The sequence below is a fragment of the Methylobacterium terrae genome, assembly GCF_003173755.1.
Lineage (GTDB): Bacteria > Pseudomonadota > Alphaproteobacteria > Rhizobiales > Beijerinckiaceae > Methylobacterium > Methylobacterium terrae.
In genome coordinates this window covers 4,324,986-4,338,962 of the sequence record NZ_CP029553.1, presented here as the reverse complement: position 1 = coordinate 4,338,962, position 13,977 = coordinate 4,324,986, and the positions used below count along the sequence as shown (strand labels likewise).

At 71.5% G+C, this 13,977-nt stretch carries 14 protein-coding genes; 6 read left to right on the top strand and 8 right to left on the bottom strand.

The genetic code is table 11. From position 1 onward, the window contains the following. Positions 1 to 54: 54 nt before the first annotated feature. Together DK419_RS20115 and DK419_RS20110 are read right to left on the bottom strand one after the other, a co-directional pair. Positions 55 to 912, bottom strand: coding sequence for an ABC transporter permease (locus DK419_RS20115; RefSeq protein WP_109960661.1), 858 nt, complete (start codon positions 910 to 912; stop codon positions 55 to 57). Next, positions 896 to 1,906 (bottom strand): ABC transporter substrate-binding protein, encoded by a 1,011-nt coding sequence (locus DK419_RS20110; RefSeq protein ID WP_109960660.1) that lies wholly within the window; start codon positions 1,904 to 1,906, stop codon positions 896 to 898. Before DK419_RS20110 ends, DK419_RS20115 begins: the two co-directional genes overlap by 17 nt. A gap of 247 nt (positions 1,907 to 2,153) precedes the next feature. Between DK419_RS20110 and DK419_RS20105 the strand changes: the two genes are divergently transcribed. Beyond that, the gene (locus DK419_RS20105; protein ID WP_109960659.1) at positions 2,154 to 2,897 is read left to right on the top strand and encodes a GntR family transcriptional regulator; all 744 of its coding nucleotides are present in this window, start codon (positions 2,154 to 2,156) and stop codon (positions 2,895 to 2,897) included. A 20-nt stretch (positions 2,898 to 2,917) separates the two neighbouring features. Beyond that, entirely contained in the window at positions 2,918 to 3,661 is a 744-nt protein-coding gene (locus DK419_RS20100) for an aspartate/glutamate racemase family protein (protein ID WP_109960658.1), read from the top strand. Between the two features lie 112 nt (positions 3,662 to 3,773). Here the strand turns inward: DK419_RS20100 and DK419_RS20095 are convergent, their stop codons facing one another. From DK419_RS20095 to DK419_RS20075, 5 genes are all read right to left on the bottom strand, one after another. Next, positions 3,774 to 6,116 (bottom strand): methyl-accepting chemotaxis protein, encoded by a 2,343-nt coding sequence (locus DK419_RS20095; RefSeq protein ID WP_109960657.1) that lies wholly within the window; start codon positions 6,114 to 6,116, stop codon positions 3,774 to 3,776. Positions 6,117 to 6,382: 266 nt separating this feature from the next. Next, entirely contained in the window at positions 6,383 to 7,081 is a 699-nt protein-coding gene (locus tag DK419_RS20090; protein ID WP_109960656.1) for a carbonic anhydrase, read from the bottom strand. A gap of 34 nt (positions 7,082 to 7,115) precedes the next feature. Beyond that, a complete protein-coding gene (locus DK419_RS20085) occupies positions 7,116 to 7,643 on the bottom strand; it encodes an NUDIX hydrolase (protein WP_109960655.1) in 528 nt (175 codons plus the stop codon). Further along, a complete protein-coding gene (locus DK419_RS20080) occupies positions 7,640 to 8,371 on the bottom strand; it encodes a DUF429 domain-containing protein (protein WP_109960654.1) in 732 nt (243 codons plus the stop codon). Before DK419_RS20080 ends, DK419_RS20085 begins: the two co-directional genes overlap by 4 nt. Before the next feature lie 164 nt (positions 8,372 to 8,535). Continuing rightward, the gene (locus tag DK419_RS20075) at positions 8,536 to 9,801 is read right to left on the bottom strand and encodes a D-amino acid dehydrogenase (RefSeq protein WP_109960653.1); all 1,266 of its coding nucleotides are present in this window, start codon (positions 9,799 to 9,801) and stop codon (positions 8,536 to 8,538) included. Positions 9,802 to 9,971: 170 nt separating this feature from the next. Between DK419_RS20075 and DK419_RS20070 the strand changes: the two genes are divergently transcribed. Together DK419_RS20070 and DK419_RS20065 are read left to right on the top strand one after the other, a co-directional pair. Further along, on the top strand, positions 9,972 to 10,421 hold the full coding sequence (locus tag DK419_RS20070; RefSeq protein WP_109960652.1) for an Lrp/AsnC family transcriptional regulator: 450 nt from the start codon (positions 9,972 to 9,974) through the stop codon (positions 10,419 to 10,421). A 423-nt stretch (positions 10,422 to 10,844) separates the two neighbouring features. Further along, positions 10,845 to 11,237 carry a helix-turn-helix domain-containing protein gene (locus DK419_RS20065; protein WP_109960651.1) on the top strand — a complete coding sequence of 131 codons (393 nt, stop codon included), beginning with the start codon at positions 10,845 to 10,847 and terminating at the stop codon, positions 11,235 to 11,237. Positions 11,238 to 11,246: 9 nt separating this feature from the next. On the opposite strand, the gene DK419_RS20060 is transcribed toward DK419_RS20065, so the two are convergent. Beyond that, entirely contained in the window at positions 11,247 to 11,942 is a 696-nt protein-coding gene (locus tag DK419_RS20060; protein ID WP_109960650.1) for a GntR family transcriptional regulator, read from the bottom strand. 177 nt (positions 11,943 to 12,119) lie between these two features. Between DK419_RS20060 and DK419_RS20055 the strand changes: the two genes are divergently transcribed. Both DK419_RS20055 and DK419_RS20050 read left to right on the top strand, forming a co-directional pair. Further along, complete coding sequence (locus tag DK419_RS20055; protein ID WP_109960649.1) at positions 12,120 to 13,145, top strand: ABC transporter substrate-binding protein; 1,026 nt, start codon at positions 12,120 to 12,122, stop codon at positions 13,143 to 13,145. 29 nt (positions 13,146 to 13,174) lie between these two features. Next, positions 13,175 to 13,939 (top strand): ABC transporter ATP-binding protein, encoded by a 765-nt coding sequence (locus DK419_RS20050; protein WP_109960648.1) that lies wholly within the window; start codon positions 13,175 to 13,177, stop codon positions 13,937 to 13,939. Positions 13,940 to 13,977: the final 38 nt, after the last annotated feature.

Genomic DNA, 13,977 nt, shown 5'->3' with positions numbered 1-13,977 from the left:
TCCGCGAGCAAAGGAATCCGGGACAGGGAAAGCCGGAGGCGCGGGAGGGGCGGTTCACCGCCCCTGCACCGTCGTGCCCTTCTGCCAGTGCAGGACCGAACCCATCAGCGCCTTGAGGCCGAGATCGGACAGGGTGCCGAGCAGCCCGATCGAGATCATCGCGGCGAGCACGATGTCGTAGCGCAGGAAGTAGTAGGAATCCCACAGCACGTAGCCCAGCCCGCTCTTCACCGCGACCATCTCGGCGGTCACCGTCAGCATCCAGGCCGAGCCGATGGCGATGCGCAGGCCTGAGAAGATCGACGGCAGGGCGGCCGGCAGCACGATGTCGGTGAGGAGCTGGCGCTCGGAGGCGCCCATCATCGCGCCGGCCCGGATCAGGGTGCGGTCGACCCCGCGCACGCCGTGGATGGTGTTCATCAGCACGGGGAAGAACGCGCCGAGGAAGACCAGGAAGATCGCCGGCTTGTCGGCGATGCCGAACCAGATGATGGCGAGCGGGATCCACGACACCGGCGGGATCGGCCGCAGCATCTGCAGGGTCGGCTCGACGGTGCGCTCGACGAGCCGCCACCAGCCGATCGCGACCCCGATCAGGACCGCCGAGACGGCCGCGATGGCGTAGCCGGCGGCGACCCGGGTGAGGCTCGCGAGCGCGTCGGGGATCCAGCGCCCGGAATAGGTCAGGGTGCTCTCGTCGAGGCCGAGGAGCCAGTCACCGAGCGCGTGCAGGACGGCGGTCGGGGCCGGCAGCAGGGCCGCCGGCAGGGCGCCGGAGCGGGCGAAGGCCTCCCAGCCGGCGACGAGGAGGAGCGGCAGGGCCGCCCGCTCGGCGAAGGCGACGAGCCGGCGGGGCAGCCGGCGGGACGGGGTCGCGGCCGCGAGCGGCGCCGCCTCAGTAGCCGAGGCCATCGCGGGTCTTCCTGGTGGCGGCCTCGAGGAACGAGAAGTCCATGTGCCTCTCCACGTCGGCCGAGACGTCGCGGGTGATGTACTTGAGGTCCCGCATCATCGCGGCGATCGCGAGCGTCTTGCCCCGGTGCATCCGGTAGTCGGGCTCGGCGTTCTTGATCGCCTCTGCGGCGACCTCCTTCGACAGGCCGGTCTTCTGGTTGATGACGTCGATCCAGATCCCCCGGTCTGCCTTGAGCTTCTCGACCAGGGCCACGTCGGCATCGACCACCGCCTGCACGGCGGCGCGGTTCTTCGCGATCACGTCCGAGCGGGTGACGATGAGGTTCGTCAGGTTGCCGGCCGCCTGGTCGTAGGGCAGCACGAAATGCGCGGCGGCCCCCGCCATGCGGATCTGCGAGGCGAAGGGCTCGACCGAGCAGACCATGTCGATCTCGCCCCGCTGCATCGCCGCGAGGTGGTCGGACGGGTTCGGGATGTTGACGAACTGCACGTCCTTGTTCGGGTTGATGCCGTGCTTGAGGAAGGCGCCCCGCATGTGGATGTCCTGCGCGTTGCCGCGGGAGGCCGCGACCTTGAGGGCTGCGCCCGCCGCCTTCGCCTTCTCGACCGCCGCCTTGAACCCGGCCCAGTCCTCGGCCTTCAGGTTCAGCGCCTTCGCCGACAGGCATTCCGAGCCGCCGTTCACCTCGCCGGCGACCGCCACGATGTCGAAGCCCTTGTCGAGGGCGGTGACGTAGTGGAGGTAGGTGACTTGCGCGACATCGAGGCTCTTCGCGATCAGCGCCGTCAGGACGTCGTTGCCGGAATTGAAGCCGGTGGCGTCGATCGTCGCTCCTTTGGCCAATCCCGGCAGCAGGGCCACCGGCAGGCAATGGGCGCACTTGGCGTAGCCGACCTTGACCGGGGCCTCCTGCGCGAGGGCCGGCGAGAGGGACCCGGGTGAGAAGGACCAGAGGGCGGCGGCCAGCAGGGGGCCGAGATGGCGGCGCATGGGCGGTGACCTCGCTGTGAGGAGGGCGCCGCGATGCCGGGCGCCGCGACGGCTCTGATCGCGAGCGGCGTTGAGGAGCGCCGCGGGACCAGGGTGAGGGGACCCCGGACACCGCGCAACGCATTTTTGGTGCTCTGCATGCAATTCATGCCAAATGCCCTTGCAGGCAGCAGAATTGCCTGGAATTGATGCGCCCGCCGCCGTCCCGGGCGGCTATGGTCGGGACCTGATGACGGAGACGACACGCATGGATCCGGTCCGGCGCCCGCGCGGGCGCCCGCGCAAGCCCGTATTGCTGGAGCCGGCCGGCCTCGGGCCGCGGCTCGGCCTGCACGAGCGCGCGGCGCAACGCCTGCGCGGGCTGATCGTCGAGGGCACGCTGCCGGCCGGCGGCGCCCTCGTCGAGACCGAGCTGTCGGCGGCGCTCGGCATCTCGCGCACGCCGGTCCGCGAGGCGCTGAAGCTCCTCGCGGTCGAGGGGCTGGTGGAACTGCGCCCCAACCGCTCGCCCCGGGTGGCGGAGCTGCGGCCGGACGCCGTGACCGAGCTGTTCGAGGCGATCGCCGCGATCGAGCGGGGGGCGGCGGAGCTCGCGGCCCTGCGCCTGTCGGCGGCGGAGCTGGAGCGGCTGGCCTGGCTCCAGTCCGAGATGGAGGCGCACCACGCCGCCGGGGACCGCGCGGCCTACTTCGCCCTCAACCAGCAGATCCACGGCCTGATCGTGGCCTGCGCCCGCAACGCCCCCTTGCGGGAGGCGCACGAGGCCCTGCACGCCCGGGCCGAGATCGCCCGCCGCCGCGCCCTCGACAGCCGGGCGCGCTGGGACGAGTCGGTCGCCGAGCACCGGGCCATCCTGGCGGCTTTGGAGGCCCGCGACGCTCCCGCCGCGGGCCGCCTGCTCGCCGACCATGTCGGCCATACCGGCACGGCGCTGCTGGCCGGCCTCGCCAGATCCGGCGGCGAGCCCGACACCCGGCCCGACGCCGCCTGAACCCCCGACCGAGATCCCCGATGCGCCTGCTGCTCCTCAACCCCAATACCAGCCGCGACGTCACCGAGCTGATGCGCGCCACCGGCGCGGCGGTGGCCGCCCCCGGCACCGAGATCCTCGCCGCCACCGCGCCGCGGGGCGTGCCCTACATCGCGACGCGCGCCGAGGCGCAGATCGGCGGCGCCCTCGTCCTCGAGATGCTGGCCGAGGCGCCGCCGGTCGATGCCGCGATCATCGCCGCCTTCGGCGATCCGGGCCTGCTCGGCGCCCGCGAATTGTTCGACTCTCCCGTGATCGGACTCGCCGAGGCGGCGATGCTGTCGGCCTGCATGCTCGGCCGCCGCTTCGGCCTCGTCACCTTCGCCCGCGCGCTCGTGCCCTGGTACGAGGAAACCGTCGCCGGCCACGGCCTCGCGCCGCGCTGCGCCGGGGTGCGGGCGCTGGAGGGGCGCTTCTCCGCGCTCTCGAGCGTCCAGGAGGAGAAGGAGGCGCAGCTGATCGACCTCGCCCACGCGATAGTCGAGGAGGACGGCGCCGACGTGCTGATCTTCGCCGGCGCCCCCCTGTCGGGCCTTGGCCCCCGGGTGCGCGAGAGGCTGCCGGTGCCGGTCGTCGATCAGGTGGTGGCGGCGGTCAAGCTCGCCGAGGCCCTGGTGGCGCAGCAGCCCCGCAAGGCGACGGCCGGCACCTTCCGGCGGCCGGACCCGAAGCCGAGCACCGGGCTCGCGCCGGCGCTCGCGGCACGGATCGGACACCTGGATTGACGTGATCCCCGCCTGAACCGTTCCGACACCGGTCGAGCGCGGGATCACCTGGAGAAGGGAGATGCGCTCCCTTCCTTCGGGCGGATCGCGCGGACGATTCGCAGGGCGGGATTCAAGCGGCGGCTCTCACCGGACCGCCCACGACCTTCGGGACCGGCACCGGGGCGGCCCCGTGCGCCGTCAGCCCGGCCAGGGTCCGGGCGTCGGCGGGCCCGGCGGGCAGGGCGATGCCGAACTGCTCCCCGTCGCTCCAGATCACGTGCCCCCGATAGGCCTGGCCGCCGAGCTCGACCGTCACCGCCGTGCCGACCGGCAGGGGCGAGCCGACCGCGGCCAGGCGCGCGCCCGTCGCGCTGACGTCCTGCAGCACCGTGCGATGGCGCGTGCCCTCGATCGTCACCCAGGTCTCCGCCTCGGCCGGGAAGCGCTCCCGGCCGCGCCGGTCGGCGATCTCGACGAGGAGCTGGTTGATCTCGCCGTCGACGAGCCCCGCCTCGCCGCTCAGGTCCGTCGCCATCGCGGCGAGCCGCGTCGCGAGCGCATCGGTCTCGCTGGCCACCCTCGGCAGGGCCGAGATGCCGGCGATCACCGTCTGCGTGCGGTCGGCCACGGTCTGCATCATGTGGGTGATCTCGCCGGTGGTGGCGCTCTGCTCCTCGACCGCGGAGGCGATCGACGTGGCGATGTCGGCGATGCTGCCCACGGTCGCGGCGATCCCGTCCACGGCGCTCAGCACGCTGCCGGAGGCGGTCCGCAGCGCGCCGACCTGCCGGTCGATCTCCTCCGTCGCCCGGGCCGTCTGGCCGGCGAGGGACTTCACCTCCGCGGCGACCACCGCGAAACCCCGGCCGGCCTCCCCGGCGCGGGCGGCCTCGATGGTGGCGTTGAGCGCGAGAAGGTTGGTCTGGGCGGCGATGGCGTGGATCAGGCCCGTCACGCTGCCGATACGGTCGCTCAGCTCCGACATCTGCACGGCCACGCCCCGCGTCGCGGCGGCCTGCATCCGCGCCTCCCGCATCGCATCGGTCGATTGGGCCGCCCGGCCGGCGATCTCGTCGATCGACGCCGAGAGCTCGGTCACCGCCCCCGCCGCGCCGGCGATCTCGGCGGCGGTCCCCGTCAGGTCTAGGACCGACTGCGACAGGCGCTCGCGGGTATCCGTGGCGTGGCTCTGCACGCCCGCGGTCGCCTCCTGCATCGTGCCGGCGACCTGCTGGAAGTGCCGCACGCCGTTGCCCACCGTGTCGCGGATGCGCTCGGCGAGCTGCGCCATGAAGCGGCGCTCCTGCTCGACCATGGCCTGGCGGTGCTCGTCGTCGCTTGCCCGGGCGATCGTCTCGATGGTCCGATCGCGAAAGTGGACGATGGCGCGGGCCAGCGCGGCGATCTCGTCGCCGCCGCGGGCTTCCGGCACGTCGGCATCGAGCGACTGGTCCGCCAGGTTGCGCACCCGCCGGTCGAGGCCCGCGAGGCCGCGCACCACCGATCGCGTCAGCAGGAAGGCGAGCCCGAAGGCGAGGATCGTCACGGAGCCCGCGGCGCCCAAGGCCGCCACCAGATGGGTGTGCAGGCCGGCGATCCGCGCCTCCAGGAGGCGGTCGAGCCCGGCCGCGCTCTCCGTCCACAGCCGGTCGGCGCCGGCGGCGAGGTCGGTCGCGGCGCGCTGGAACGCCGGGAGGTCGGCCGCGCCCTTGCCGAGGCCCGTGCGGCCGGCCGCCTGGGTCTCGGCCAAGGCGCCGGCCAAGGCGCCGGCCAGGGCATCGGCCAGGGCGCCGGATTGCCGGTCGAGCCGCTCGATCGCCTCGGCGAGGCCGGCGGCCGGTGCCGAGAGGGCGCGCTGCACGCTGCCGTCGGCATTGGCCCTGAAGGCCGCCTTGAGGGAGGCCTGGAGGCCCTCGGCGCTCACCCGGAGCTTGCCCTCCTCGATCAGGAAGCGGGCGCTGTCGCCGGGGGTCAGCACCGGCTTCGCCCGGAGCTCGATCGCCAGGGCCGCCAGGGCGCCGGCCTGCTGAACGAGGTCGGGCAGCTTCCCGATGACGGCATCCATCACGTAGTAGGAATCGAGGTCGGGATCGAGGATCAGGTTGGACCCGTCGCCGATCCTGGTGATCAGGGTCCTGGCCGCATCCACGGTCGCGGCGGCGCCCGCCGGACGGGCGAGGGCGAGGGCGCGCGCGGCCTCGCCGGTCGCCATCGCCGGGTCGTGCCGCTCCCGCGCGGCCTCGAAGGCGGCCCAGCCGTCCTCGCCCGTCGCGACGGACATCCGGGACGTCACGCCGGATCGCAGGACCGGCCAGGCCGCCTGGAGGTAGGCGACGCCCGCCCGCTCCCGGCTGGCGAAATCGATGTCCTTGCGCGACTGGATCACGAACAGTCCGGCCAGCAACGTGACCGGAACCAGGAACAGGGTAACCGTGGAAATCAACTTCGTCTTGATCGTCAGACGCAACGGCATGGGCTTTCCTCGCGGCCGATCGAATGATCTTGCTCGATCTTCTGGAAGACCTGTACCGAATGCGAGCGGCCATCGAAGCATGGCGGCAGCGATCGATCAAACCGTCAACCTCGACGGCATGTTAAATATAGACTGGTTTACGAAACAATAAATGCCAAATGACGACACGCCGCCAGGAGTGCGACCCGACCGTTTTCGATCGGGTCGCATTCCTCTGCGGCAGGGGGTGTCCGGCAGACCGCGTCCGGGCGGTCCGCCGACGGGCCTCAGCCGCCGCTGCCGGCTTCGTCCTGGCAGCGGATCAGCTTGGTCGCGCCCGCCGCCCGGTCGGGCTCGGCGAGGCGGAACTCGCCGGTCTCGGGGTCGCGGATGCGCAACTGCCCGGTGGCGATGCCGAAATGCGCGCCGTGGAGCTGCAGCCTGCCCCGCTCGACCAGGATGCGCACGCAGGGGAACGTCATCAGGTTCTTGAGGCTGTTCGTCACCGTGGCGTATTCGAGTTGCTCGAGGTAGTCCGGCCCGCGCGGCTCGTCGCCGAGCGCCTCCGCCGCCGGGCGGATCAGCGAGACCCAGCGGCCGATGAAGTCGCCCGGCGAGAGCGGCGCGGCATCGTCCGCGAAGGCGCGCACGCCGCCGCAGCGGGCATGGCCCAGCACCACGATGTGCTTCACCTTGAGCGCCTGCACGGCGAATTCGAGCGCCGCCGAGGTGCCGTGATACTCGCCGCCGGTCTCGAAGGGCGGCACCAGGTTGGCGACGTTGCGCACCACGAACAGCTCGCCCGGCCGCGCGTCGAAGATTACCTCCGGCGAGACCCGGCTGTCGCAGCAGCTGATGATCAGGATCTCGGGGCTCTGCCCCTCGGCGAGGCTGGCGTAGCGGTCCTGCTCGCGCACGAACCGGTCGTCGAGGAAGGCGCGGTAGCCCTCCGTCAGCGTCTGGGGGAAGGGGGTGGCGTCGGCCATGGTTGCGCGCTCCTTAGAGAGATTCCGCGTAGGCTTACGCCGCGCCAGGCCCCCAGGACAACGTCACGACTTCCGGGATCGCCTCGCCGGCCACGAGCCTTTCGGCCAGTGCGGCGAGCCCCTGCGGCTCCACGCGCTCGTGGGTCGCGGCCAGCTCGTCGAGCGGCCACCAGCGGGTGCCGTAGACCGGGTTGTCCTCGGTCTCGGCGAGCCGGCTGGTATCGACCCGGTCGTCGGGCAGCCGCACCACGAAGTAGCGCTCGCGGGCGAAGCGCGGCTTGTTGAACAGCGTGAAGGCGCCGTCGCAGCGGGCGACCTGGGGGCCGAGGGGCGCGTCCTCGACGCCGATCTCCTCCTCGAGCTCGCGCCGGCAGGCGTGCTCCGGCGTCTCGCCGGGCTCGATCCCGCCGCCGGGCATGAACCAGAACGTCCGGTCGCCGGGCCGGCCGGGATCGACGTCGCGCGAGGCCTCGTAGGCGATCAAGAGGAGACGGCCCTTCGGGTCGAGCACCAGGGCGCGGGCGATGTCGCGGGTCGCGAGGTCGGTGGGGGCGTCGGTCATGCGGGGCTCTCGCGGTGGGGAAGCGTCCAGATCGCGGCCGGCAGGCCGTGGGCGTCGCGCTCCGGCGGATCGGGATAGGGCACGCCGCAGCCCTTGGCGATGGCCCGCGCGACCGCGAGCGCCGCCAGGGCGTCGAGGAGGTCGTCGGGCTTGGCGCCCCGCGGCACCGCGAGGTCGGCCGGCAGGCCGGCCCGGGCGAGGAGGTCGCGCCGCAGGGCCGCGCCGGCGGCCTTGCGCTTGGAATCGGCAAGGTTTGCGCCGCCGTTGAGGCTCTGGAAGGCGAGTTCGGGATGCACCTCGTAGACCCGATCCCGCAGTTCGGGCCGGGCCCGCAGCAGCCCGTCCGCCTCGCGGATGCGGGGAAAGATCGCGTTGGCGGGCGGGGAGGGGGCGAAGGGCTGCGTCTCGGGCCGGCGCGACAGGGCGATGGCCGCGGTGTAGTCGGGCGCGTAGACGACGCTGCGGGCCGAGGTCGGGAAGACCGAGGCGCGCCGCGGCCCGAGCAGCGCCCGCACCAGCACCTCCGCCGTCCGGCCGCCGGGCCCGACCCGGTCGGGCAGGCCGATCGGGATGTCGACCGCCACGACGGCCGGCGCCTCGGGGGCGTCGCAGATCGCCTCGAGGCTCGGCAGGACCCGGGCGCGGATTTCGTCGGAGGTGCCGTCGCGCGGTCCGAAGACCGCGACCCAGCCGCCCGGGCACCCGTCCACCCCCGCCACCCACGCCATGCGCCGATCCTCCCCCCGGGGTGGGGATCTAGCGCGGGGGAGGCGATGTCGAGTGCGGAACCGGCATGACGCTCTCCCCTCACGGGGTCATCCCGGATTCCGCTCTCGCGGCCGCGGGATGACCCTGAGCGGGGGAGATCGATCGGCGAGAGCGAAAGCCGCCCTCACGCCGCCCTGGCGTAGCGCGCCTCGGCCAGATCCTGGTGCGCGATCTCCGGCGCCCGGCCGCCGATCAGGTCGGCGAGCAGGCGGCCCGAGCCGCAGGCCATGGTCCAGCCGAGCGTGCCGTGGCCGGTATTGGTGTAGAGGTTGGAGTAGCTCGTCGCGCCGACGATCGGGGTGCCGTCCGGGGTCATCGGGCGCAGGCCCGTCCAGAACTTCGCCTGGGCGACGTCGCCGCCCGCCGGGAAGAGGTCGAGGACCGAGCGCTCCAGGGTCGCCCGGCGCGGGCCGCGCAAGGCGCTGCTGAAGCCGGCGAGTTCCGCCGTGCCGCCGACCCGGATGCGGTCGCCGAGCCGGGTGATCGCCACCTTGAAGGTCTCGTCCATCACGGTCGAGACCGGGGCGGCCTCGGCGTTCGTGATCGGCAGGGTCAGGGAGTAGCCCTTCACCGGATAGACCGGCAGCGCGATGCCGAGCGGCTTGAGCATCGCCGGGGTGTAGCTGCCCATGGCGGCGACGTAAGTATCGGCCGTCAGCACCTCGCCGCCGGCGAGTTCCACGCCGGCGATCCGGCCGCCGTCCTGGCGAAGGCCGGTGATGGTCGCGCCGTACCGGATGGTGACGCCCATGCGCTCGCAGATCCCGGCGAGGCGCTGCGTGAAGAGATGCGCGTCGCCGGTCTCGTCGCCCGGCAGGCGCAGCCCGCCCACGAAGGTGCCGGCGACCCGGGCGAGCGCCGGCTCGGCCGCGATGCAGCCCGCCGGGTCGAGCACCTCGTAGGGCACGCCGTACTCGTCGAGCACGCCGGTGTCGTCGCCGACATGGTCGAGCTGCCTCGGAGTGCGGAAGAGCTGGAGCGTGCCCTTCTCGCGGTGATCGTAGGCGATGCCGGTCTCGGCGCGCAGGTCGCGCAGCACGTCGCGGCTGTACTCGGCGAGCCGCACCATCCGGCCCTTGTTGCGGCGATACGCATCCTCGGTGCAGTTCGCCAGCATCTGGGCGAGCCAGCCGTAGAGCTTGGGCTCCAGGCTCGGCCACAGCACCAGCGGCCGGTGGCGCATCATCAGCCACTTCATCGCCTTGACGGGGATGCCGGGGGCGGCCCAGGGCGCCGAGTAGCCCGGCGAGACCTGGCCGGCATTGGCAAAGCTGGTCTCGAGGCCCGCACCCGGCTGGCGGTCGAGCACCGTGACCTCGTGGCCGGCCTTGGCGAGGTAATAGGCCGAGGTGACGCCGACCACGCCGCCGCCGAGGATCAGAACGCGCATCGCGAAAAATTCCTGCCGCGCCCTGACCACGTTCGTGCCCGACCTGGCGCCCGGTCGAGGTCCCTACTGTCGCGCAAGGATCGCCGAATTTCCCGCCGGATCGTCGCAGGATTTGCGACTTCGTGCTATGAAACGCCAGGATCTGCGGCTTCACGACAGGACGTTGCGCGATGGCGGGACGGGACGAGATCGACGCGCGCATCCTGCGCGTCCTGCGCGACGACGGGCGCATCAGCAACGCCGATCTCGCCGCCAGGGTCGGCCTGTCGGCCTCGGCCTGCCTGCGCCGCCTGCGGCTGCTCGAATCGAACGGCACCATCCGTGGCTACACCGCCCTGATCGAGGCCGACGAGCGCGAGCATCACATGGTGGTGCTGACCCAGATCACCCTGGAGCGGCAGACCGAGGAATCGCTCAACCGGTTCGAGGCAGCGGTGCGCCGCTGCCCGGAGGTGCGCGACTGCTACCTGATGACCGGCCTGTCCGATTACCTGATGCGGATCGAGGTCTCGGATGCCGGCGATTACGAGCGCCTGCACAAGGAGGTCTTGTCGCGCCTGCCGGGCGTGGCGCGGATCCAGTCGAGCTTCGCGATCCGGACGGTGGTGGGAAGGGGGTAGGGGCTGCAGGGAGGACCGTTCGTCGGTGTCAGACAAAGGAAGTGGCATCCTCCATGCCAGATGTCGTTTGAGTGACGAGTCCGGCATCGGGAAGGCCTGTTCCATCTCATCCGCAACCTCATCCTGAGGTGTTGGTCGATCGGAGATCGAGTGACCTCGAAGGAGGTCTCCAGAACTCTCCGAGACCACTGGAGCCCTCCTTCGAGGCTCACTTCGTTCGCACCTCAGGATGAGGTTGTGGATGGGATGGAGTACGTCGATCAGTCAAATAGACCCTCATTTCGGGCTCCGCTGTCGCAGCCACGGAACAACTCGGGGGGTGGTCGGGCTGGGTTTGGCATTCCCGAGACGCCGCATGTTCCAGCTATGTCGCTGACGCTTCCCTCAAGTTATGAAAAAGGCGGGTTGCAGAGACTGAGGCGCATGATGGTGAACGACCCTGTCGAGGTCATTGGCTGGCGAGTCCCGCTGCATCCGATCGCCGATGACGCACAATACGAGGCGGCGGTCGCCGCGATGAACGGCCTCATCGACGCCGGTGCGGGTGACGAAGGACATGCCTTGGCGCCGCTCCTGGGCCTCCTCGGCGAGTTCATCGCCGCTTACGAGGAGACCACGTCCCCCCCGCCCGACGCGCCGCCGCCCGAGGTGCTGCGCCTGCTGATGGAGCAGCACGGGCTCAAACAGGGCGACCTGCGGGAGATCGGCAGCCAGGGCGTCGTCTCGGAAATCCTGAGCGGCAAGCGCGATCTGAACAGGAACCAGATCGCCCGCCTGTCGGAGCGCTTCGGCGTCAGTCCCGCGACGTTCTTCTGAGCGCGCGCCTCACGCGAAATACGCCGGCCACCGCGCCCGGATCTCGTCCCCGAGCGCGATCGACTTCGACAGGTGATCGCGAAGAGCCTCCTGCGCCGCCTCAGGCGCGCCGTCAGTGAGCGCCGCCACGATCCGCCGGTGGTCGGCCACGATCTGCTGCGCCTTGCCCTCCACCGGCAGGTGCAGCCGGCGCAGGCGGTCGATATGGCCGCTGCGGCGGCGGATCAGGTCCCAGAGGTCGGGCACGGAGGCCGCCTCGCATAACGCCCGGTGGAAGGCCTCGTCGCTGGCCGAGAGCCGCGCGAAGTCGCCCTCGTCGGCGAAGAGGCCCTGCTCGGTCACGGAGGCCCGGAGGCGGGCGATCAGCGCCCGGTCGGGGGCGAGGGCCAGGGTGCGCACCACCTCCTGCTCGACGGCGCGGCGCAGGAACTGCGCCTGGCGGGCGGCCGCGAGGTCGATGCGGCTCACCACCGTCGAGGATTGCGGGAAGATGTCGACCAGGCCCTCTTCCTGGAGCCGCAGCAGCGCGTCGCGGATCGGGGTGGCGCTGAGGCCGAAGCTCGCCTGCAATTCCGGGCGCGACAGCACCGTGCCGGGCGCGAGGTCGAGCGAGACGATCTTCTCCCGGATGAGGTCGAAGACCTGCGGGGCGGCGTGGCGCGAGCGGTCGCGGAGACGCTGCGCACCGGCGAAGACGGCGTTCATGGGGGAACTCGGGGTCGGCGACGCGGGGCCGCCGGGGCGGCCCTCGGGTGAAGCCTAGCACGGCCCGATCGCGGTTGACATACTAATGCATTACCATTTTAGTGCCGGTGTCAGGCCGGAAACCAACGATCGGCCGGCACGCGCAGTCGCTCGACGGGCGGCATCGGGAGAACGCTCATGATCCACTCGCCCGCGCGCCGCGCCTTCGCGGCGGGCCTCCTCGCCGCAGGCCTGCTCCTGTCCGGCGTCGCGCCCGGCCTGGCGCAGCAGAAGAGCGAGATCGCGATCACGCGCCAGCCCGGCATCATCTACCTGCCGACCCACGTCATCGAGAAGCAGGGACTGATCGAGAAGCACGCCGAGCGCCTGGGCGTCCCGGGCGTCAAGACGAAGTGGATCACCTTCACCGGCGGCGGCAGCCAGACCGACGCGCTGCTCGCCGGCGGGGTCGACATCGTCAATACCGGGGTCGGCAACCTGCTCCTGCTCTGGGACCGCACGCGGGGCGGGGTGAAGGGCATCGTCGCCACCTCGGCGCTGCCGCTGCTGCTCGTCAGCCGCGACTCGAAGATCCGGACGATCAAGGACATCGCGCCCGGCGACAAGGTCGCGGTGCCGACCGTGAAGGTCTCGACGCAGGCGATCCTGCTGCAGATGGCGGCGGGCGAGATCTGGGGGCCCGACCAGTCCGGCCGGCTCGACGCCAACACGGTGCAGCTCGGCCATCCCGACGCGGCGATCGCGCTCGCCAACGCCACCCACGAGATCAAGACCCACTTCGCGGCGCCCCCGTTCCAGTACGTCGAGCTGCGCAACGTGCCGGGCGCCCACATCGTCGCCCGTTCGCCCGACATCATCGGCGGGCCGCTCACGCAAGGCCAGTTCTTCACCACCACGAAGTTCGCCGACGCCAACCCGAAGATCGTCCAGGCGGTGCGGGCGGCCTCCGAGGAGGCGCAGGCCTTCATCCGCCAGGACACCCGCCGGGCGGTCGAGATCTACCGCGAGGTGACCGGGGACAAGACCGGCGTCGAGGACCTGCTGAGCTATCTGGGTGAGCCCGGCATGATGGAGTTCAACCTCCAGCCCCAGGGCACGATGCGCTTTGCCGAGCATCTCGGCCGCATCGGCACCCTGCGCAACAAGCCGAAGGCCTGGACCGACTACTACCTGCCGATCGCCCACGACCTGAGCGGCAGCTGATCCCTTCCGGCTCGAGAGGACACGACCCCATGACCGCGCTCCTCGACGTCCGCGGCGTCACCCTGCGCTACAAGACCCCGAACGTGCTCGTCACCGCGACCGAGCGCGTCAGCTTCCAGGTCGACACCTCCGACCGCTTCGTGCTGCTCGGGCCGTCCGGCTGCGGCAAGTCCACCCTGCTCAAGGCGGTGGGCGGCTACATGCACCCGAGCGAGGGCGAGATCCGCATCAAGGACCGGGTGGTCAAGGAGCCCGGCGCCGACCGGATGATGGTGTTTCAGGAATTCGACCAGCTCCTGCCCTGGAAGACGGTCCTGGAGAACGTCACCTTCCCGCTCCTCAACGCGCGGAAGATGTCCCGCCGCGAGGCGGAGGAGCGGGCGCGGGCCTATATCGAGAAGGTCGGCCTGACGCGCGCCATCGACAGCTACCCCCACACCCTCTCGGGCGGCATGAAGCAGCGCGTGGCGATCGCCCGCGGCATGGCGATGGAGCCCGACATCCTCCTGATGGACGAGCCCTTCGCGGCGCTCGACGCGCTCACCCGGCGCACCTGCCAGGACGAGCTCCTGCAGCTCTGGGAGGAGACCAAGTTCACGGTCCTCTTCGTCACCCACTCGATCGCCGAGGCGATCAAGATCGGCAACCGCATCCTCCTGCTCTCGCCCCATCCGGGCCGGGTCAAGGCCGAGGTGCGCGACGTCGACAAGGTGTCGGCGCAGGACGGCAGCGCCGGCCAGCTCGAGCAGCAGATCCACGACCTGCTGTTCGCGCACGAGCCCGAGCACCACTGATGCCCGACCACCACTGATCGATCGTCGAGGAGGCACTC

What these genes read in the sequence shown, in the direction of transcription:
- DK419_RS20115 (WP_109960661.1), bottom strand. Translation starts at nt 912, where the DNA reads ATGGCCTCGGCTACTGAGGCGGCGCCGCTCGCGGCCGCGACCCCGTCC.
- DK419_RS20110 (WP_109960660.1), bottom strand. Translation starts at nt 1,906, where the DNA reads ATGCGCCGCCATCTCGGCCCCCTGCTGGCCGCCGCCCTCTGGTCCTTC.
- DK419_RS20105 (WP_109960659.1), top strand. Translation starts at nt 2,154, where the DNA reads ATGGATCCGGTCCGGCGCCCGCGCGGGCGCCCGCGCAAGCCCGTATTG.
- DK419_RS20100 (WP_109960658.1), top strand. Translation starts at nt 2,918, where the DNA reads ATGCGCCTGCTGCTCCTCAACCCCAATACCAGCCGCGACGTCACCGAG.
- DK419_RS20095 (WP_109960657.1), bottom strand. Translation starts at nt 6,116, where the DNA reads ATGCCGTTGCGTCTGACGATCAAGACGAAGTTGATTTCCACGGTTACC.
- DK419_RS20090 (WP_109960656.1), bottom strand. Translation starts at nt 7,081, where the DNA reads ATGGCCGACGCCACCCCCTTCCCCCAGACGCTGACGGAGGGCTACCGC.
- DK419_RS20085 (WP_109960655.1), bottom strand. Translation starts at nt 7,643, where the DNA reads ATGACCGACGCCCCCACCGACCTCGCGACCCGCGACATCGCCCGCGCC.
- DK419_RS20080 (WP_109960654.1), bottom strand. Translation starts at nt 8,371, where the DNA reads ATGGCGTGGGTGGCGGGGGTGGACGGGTGCCCGGGCGGCTGGGTCGCG.
- DK419_RS20075 (WP_109960653.1), bottom strand. Translation starts at nt 9,801, where the DNA reads ATGCGCGTTCTGATCCTCGGCGGCGGCGTGGTCGGCGTCACCTCGGCC.
- DK419_RS20070 (WP_109960652.1), top strand. Translation starts at nt 9,972, where the DNA reads ATGGCGGGACGGGACGAGATCGACGCGCGCATCCTGCGCGTCCTGCGC.
- DK419_RS20065 (WP_109960651.1), top strand. Translation starts at nt 10,845, where the DNA reads ATGATGGTGAACGACCCTGTCGAGGTCATTGGCTGGCGAGTCCCGCTG.
- DK419_RS20060 (WP_109960650.1), bottom strand. Translation starts at nt 11,942, where the DNA reads ATGAACGCCGTCTTCGCCGGTGCGCAGCGTCTCCGCGACCGCTCGCGC.
- DK419_RS20055 (WP_109960649.1), top strand. Translation starts at nt 12,120, where the DNA reads ATGATCCACTCGCCCGCGCGCCGCGCCTTCGCGGCGGGCCTCCTCGCC.
- DK419_RS20050 (WP_109960648.1), top strand. Translation starts at nt 13,175, where the DNA reads ATGACCGCGCTCCTCGACGTCCGCGGCGTCACCCTGCGCTACAAGACC.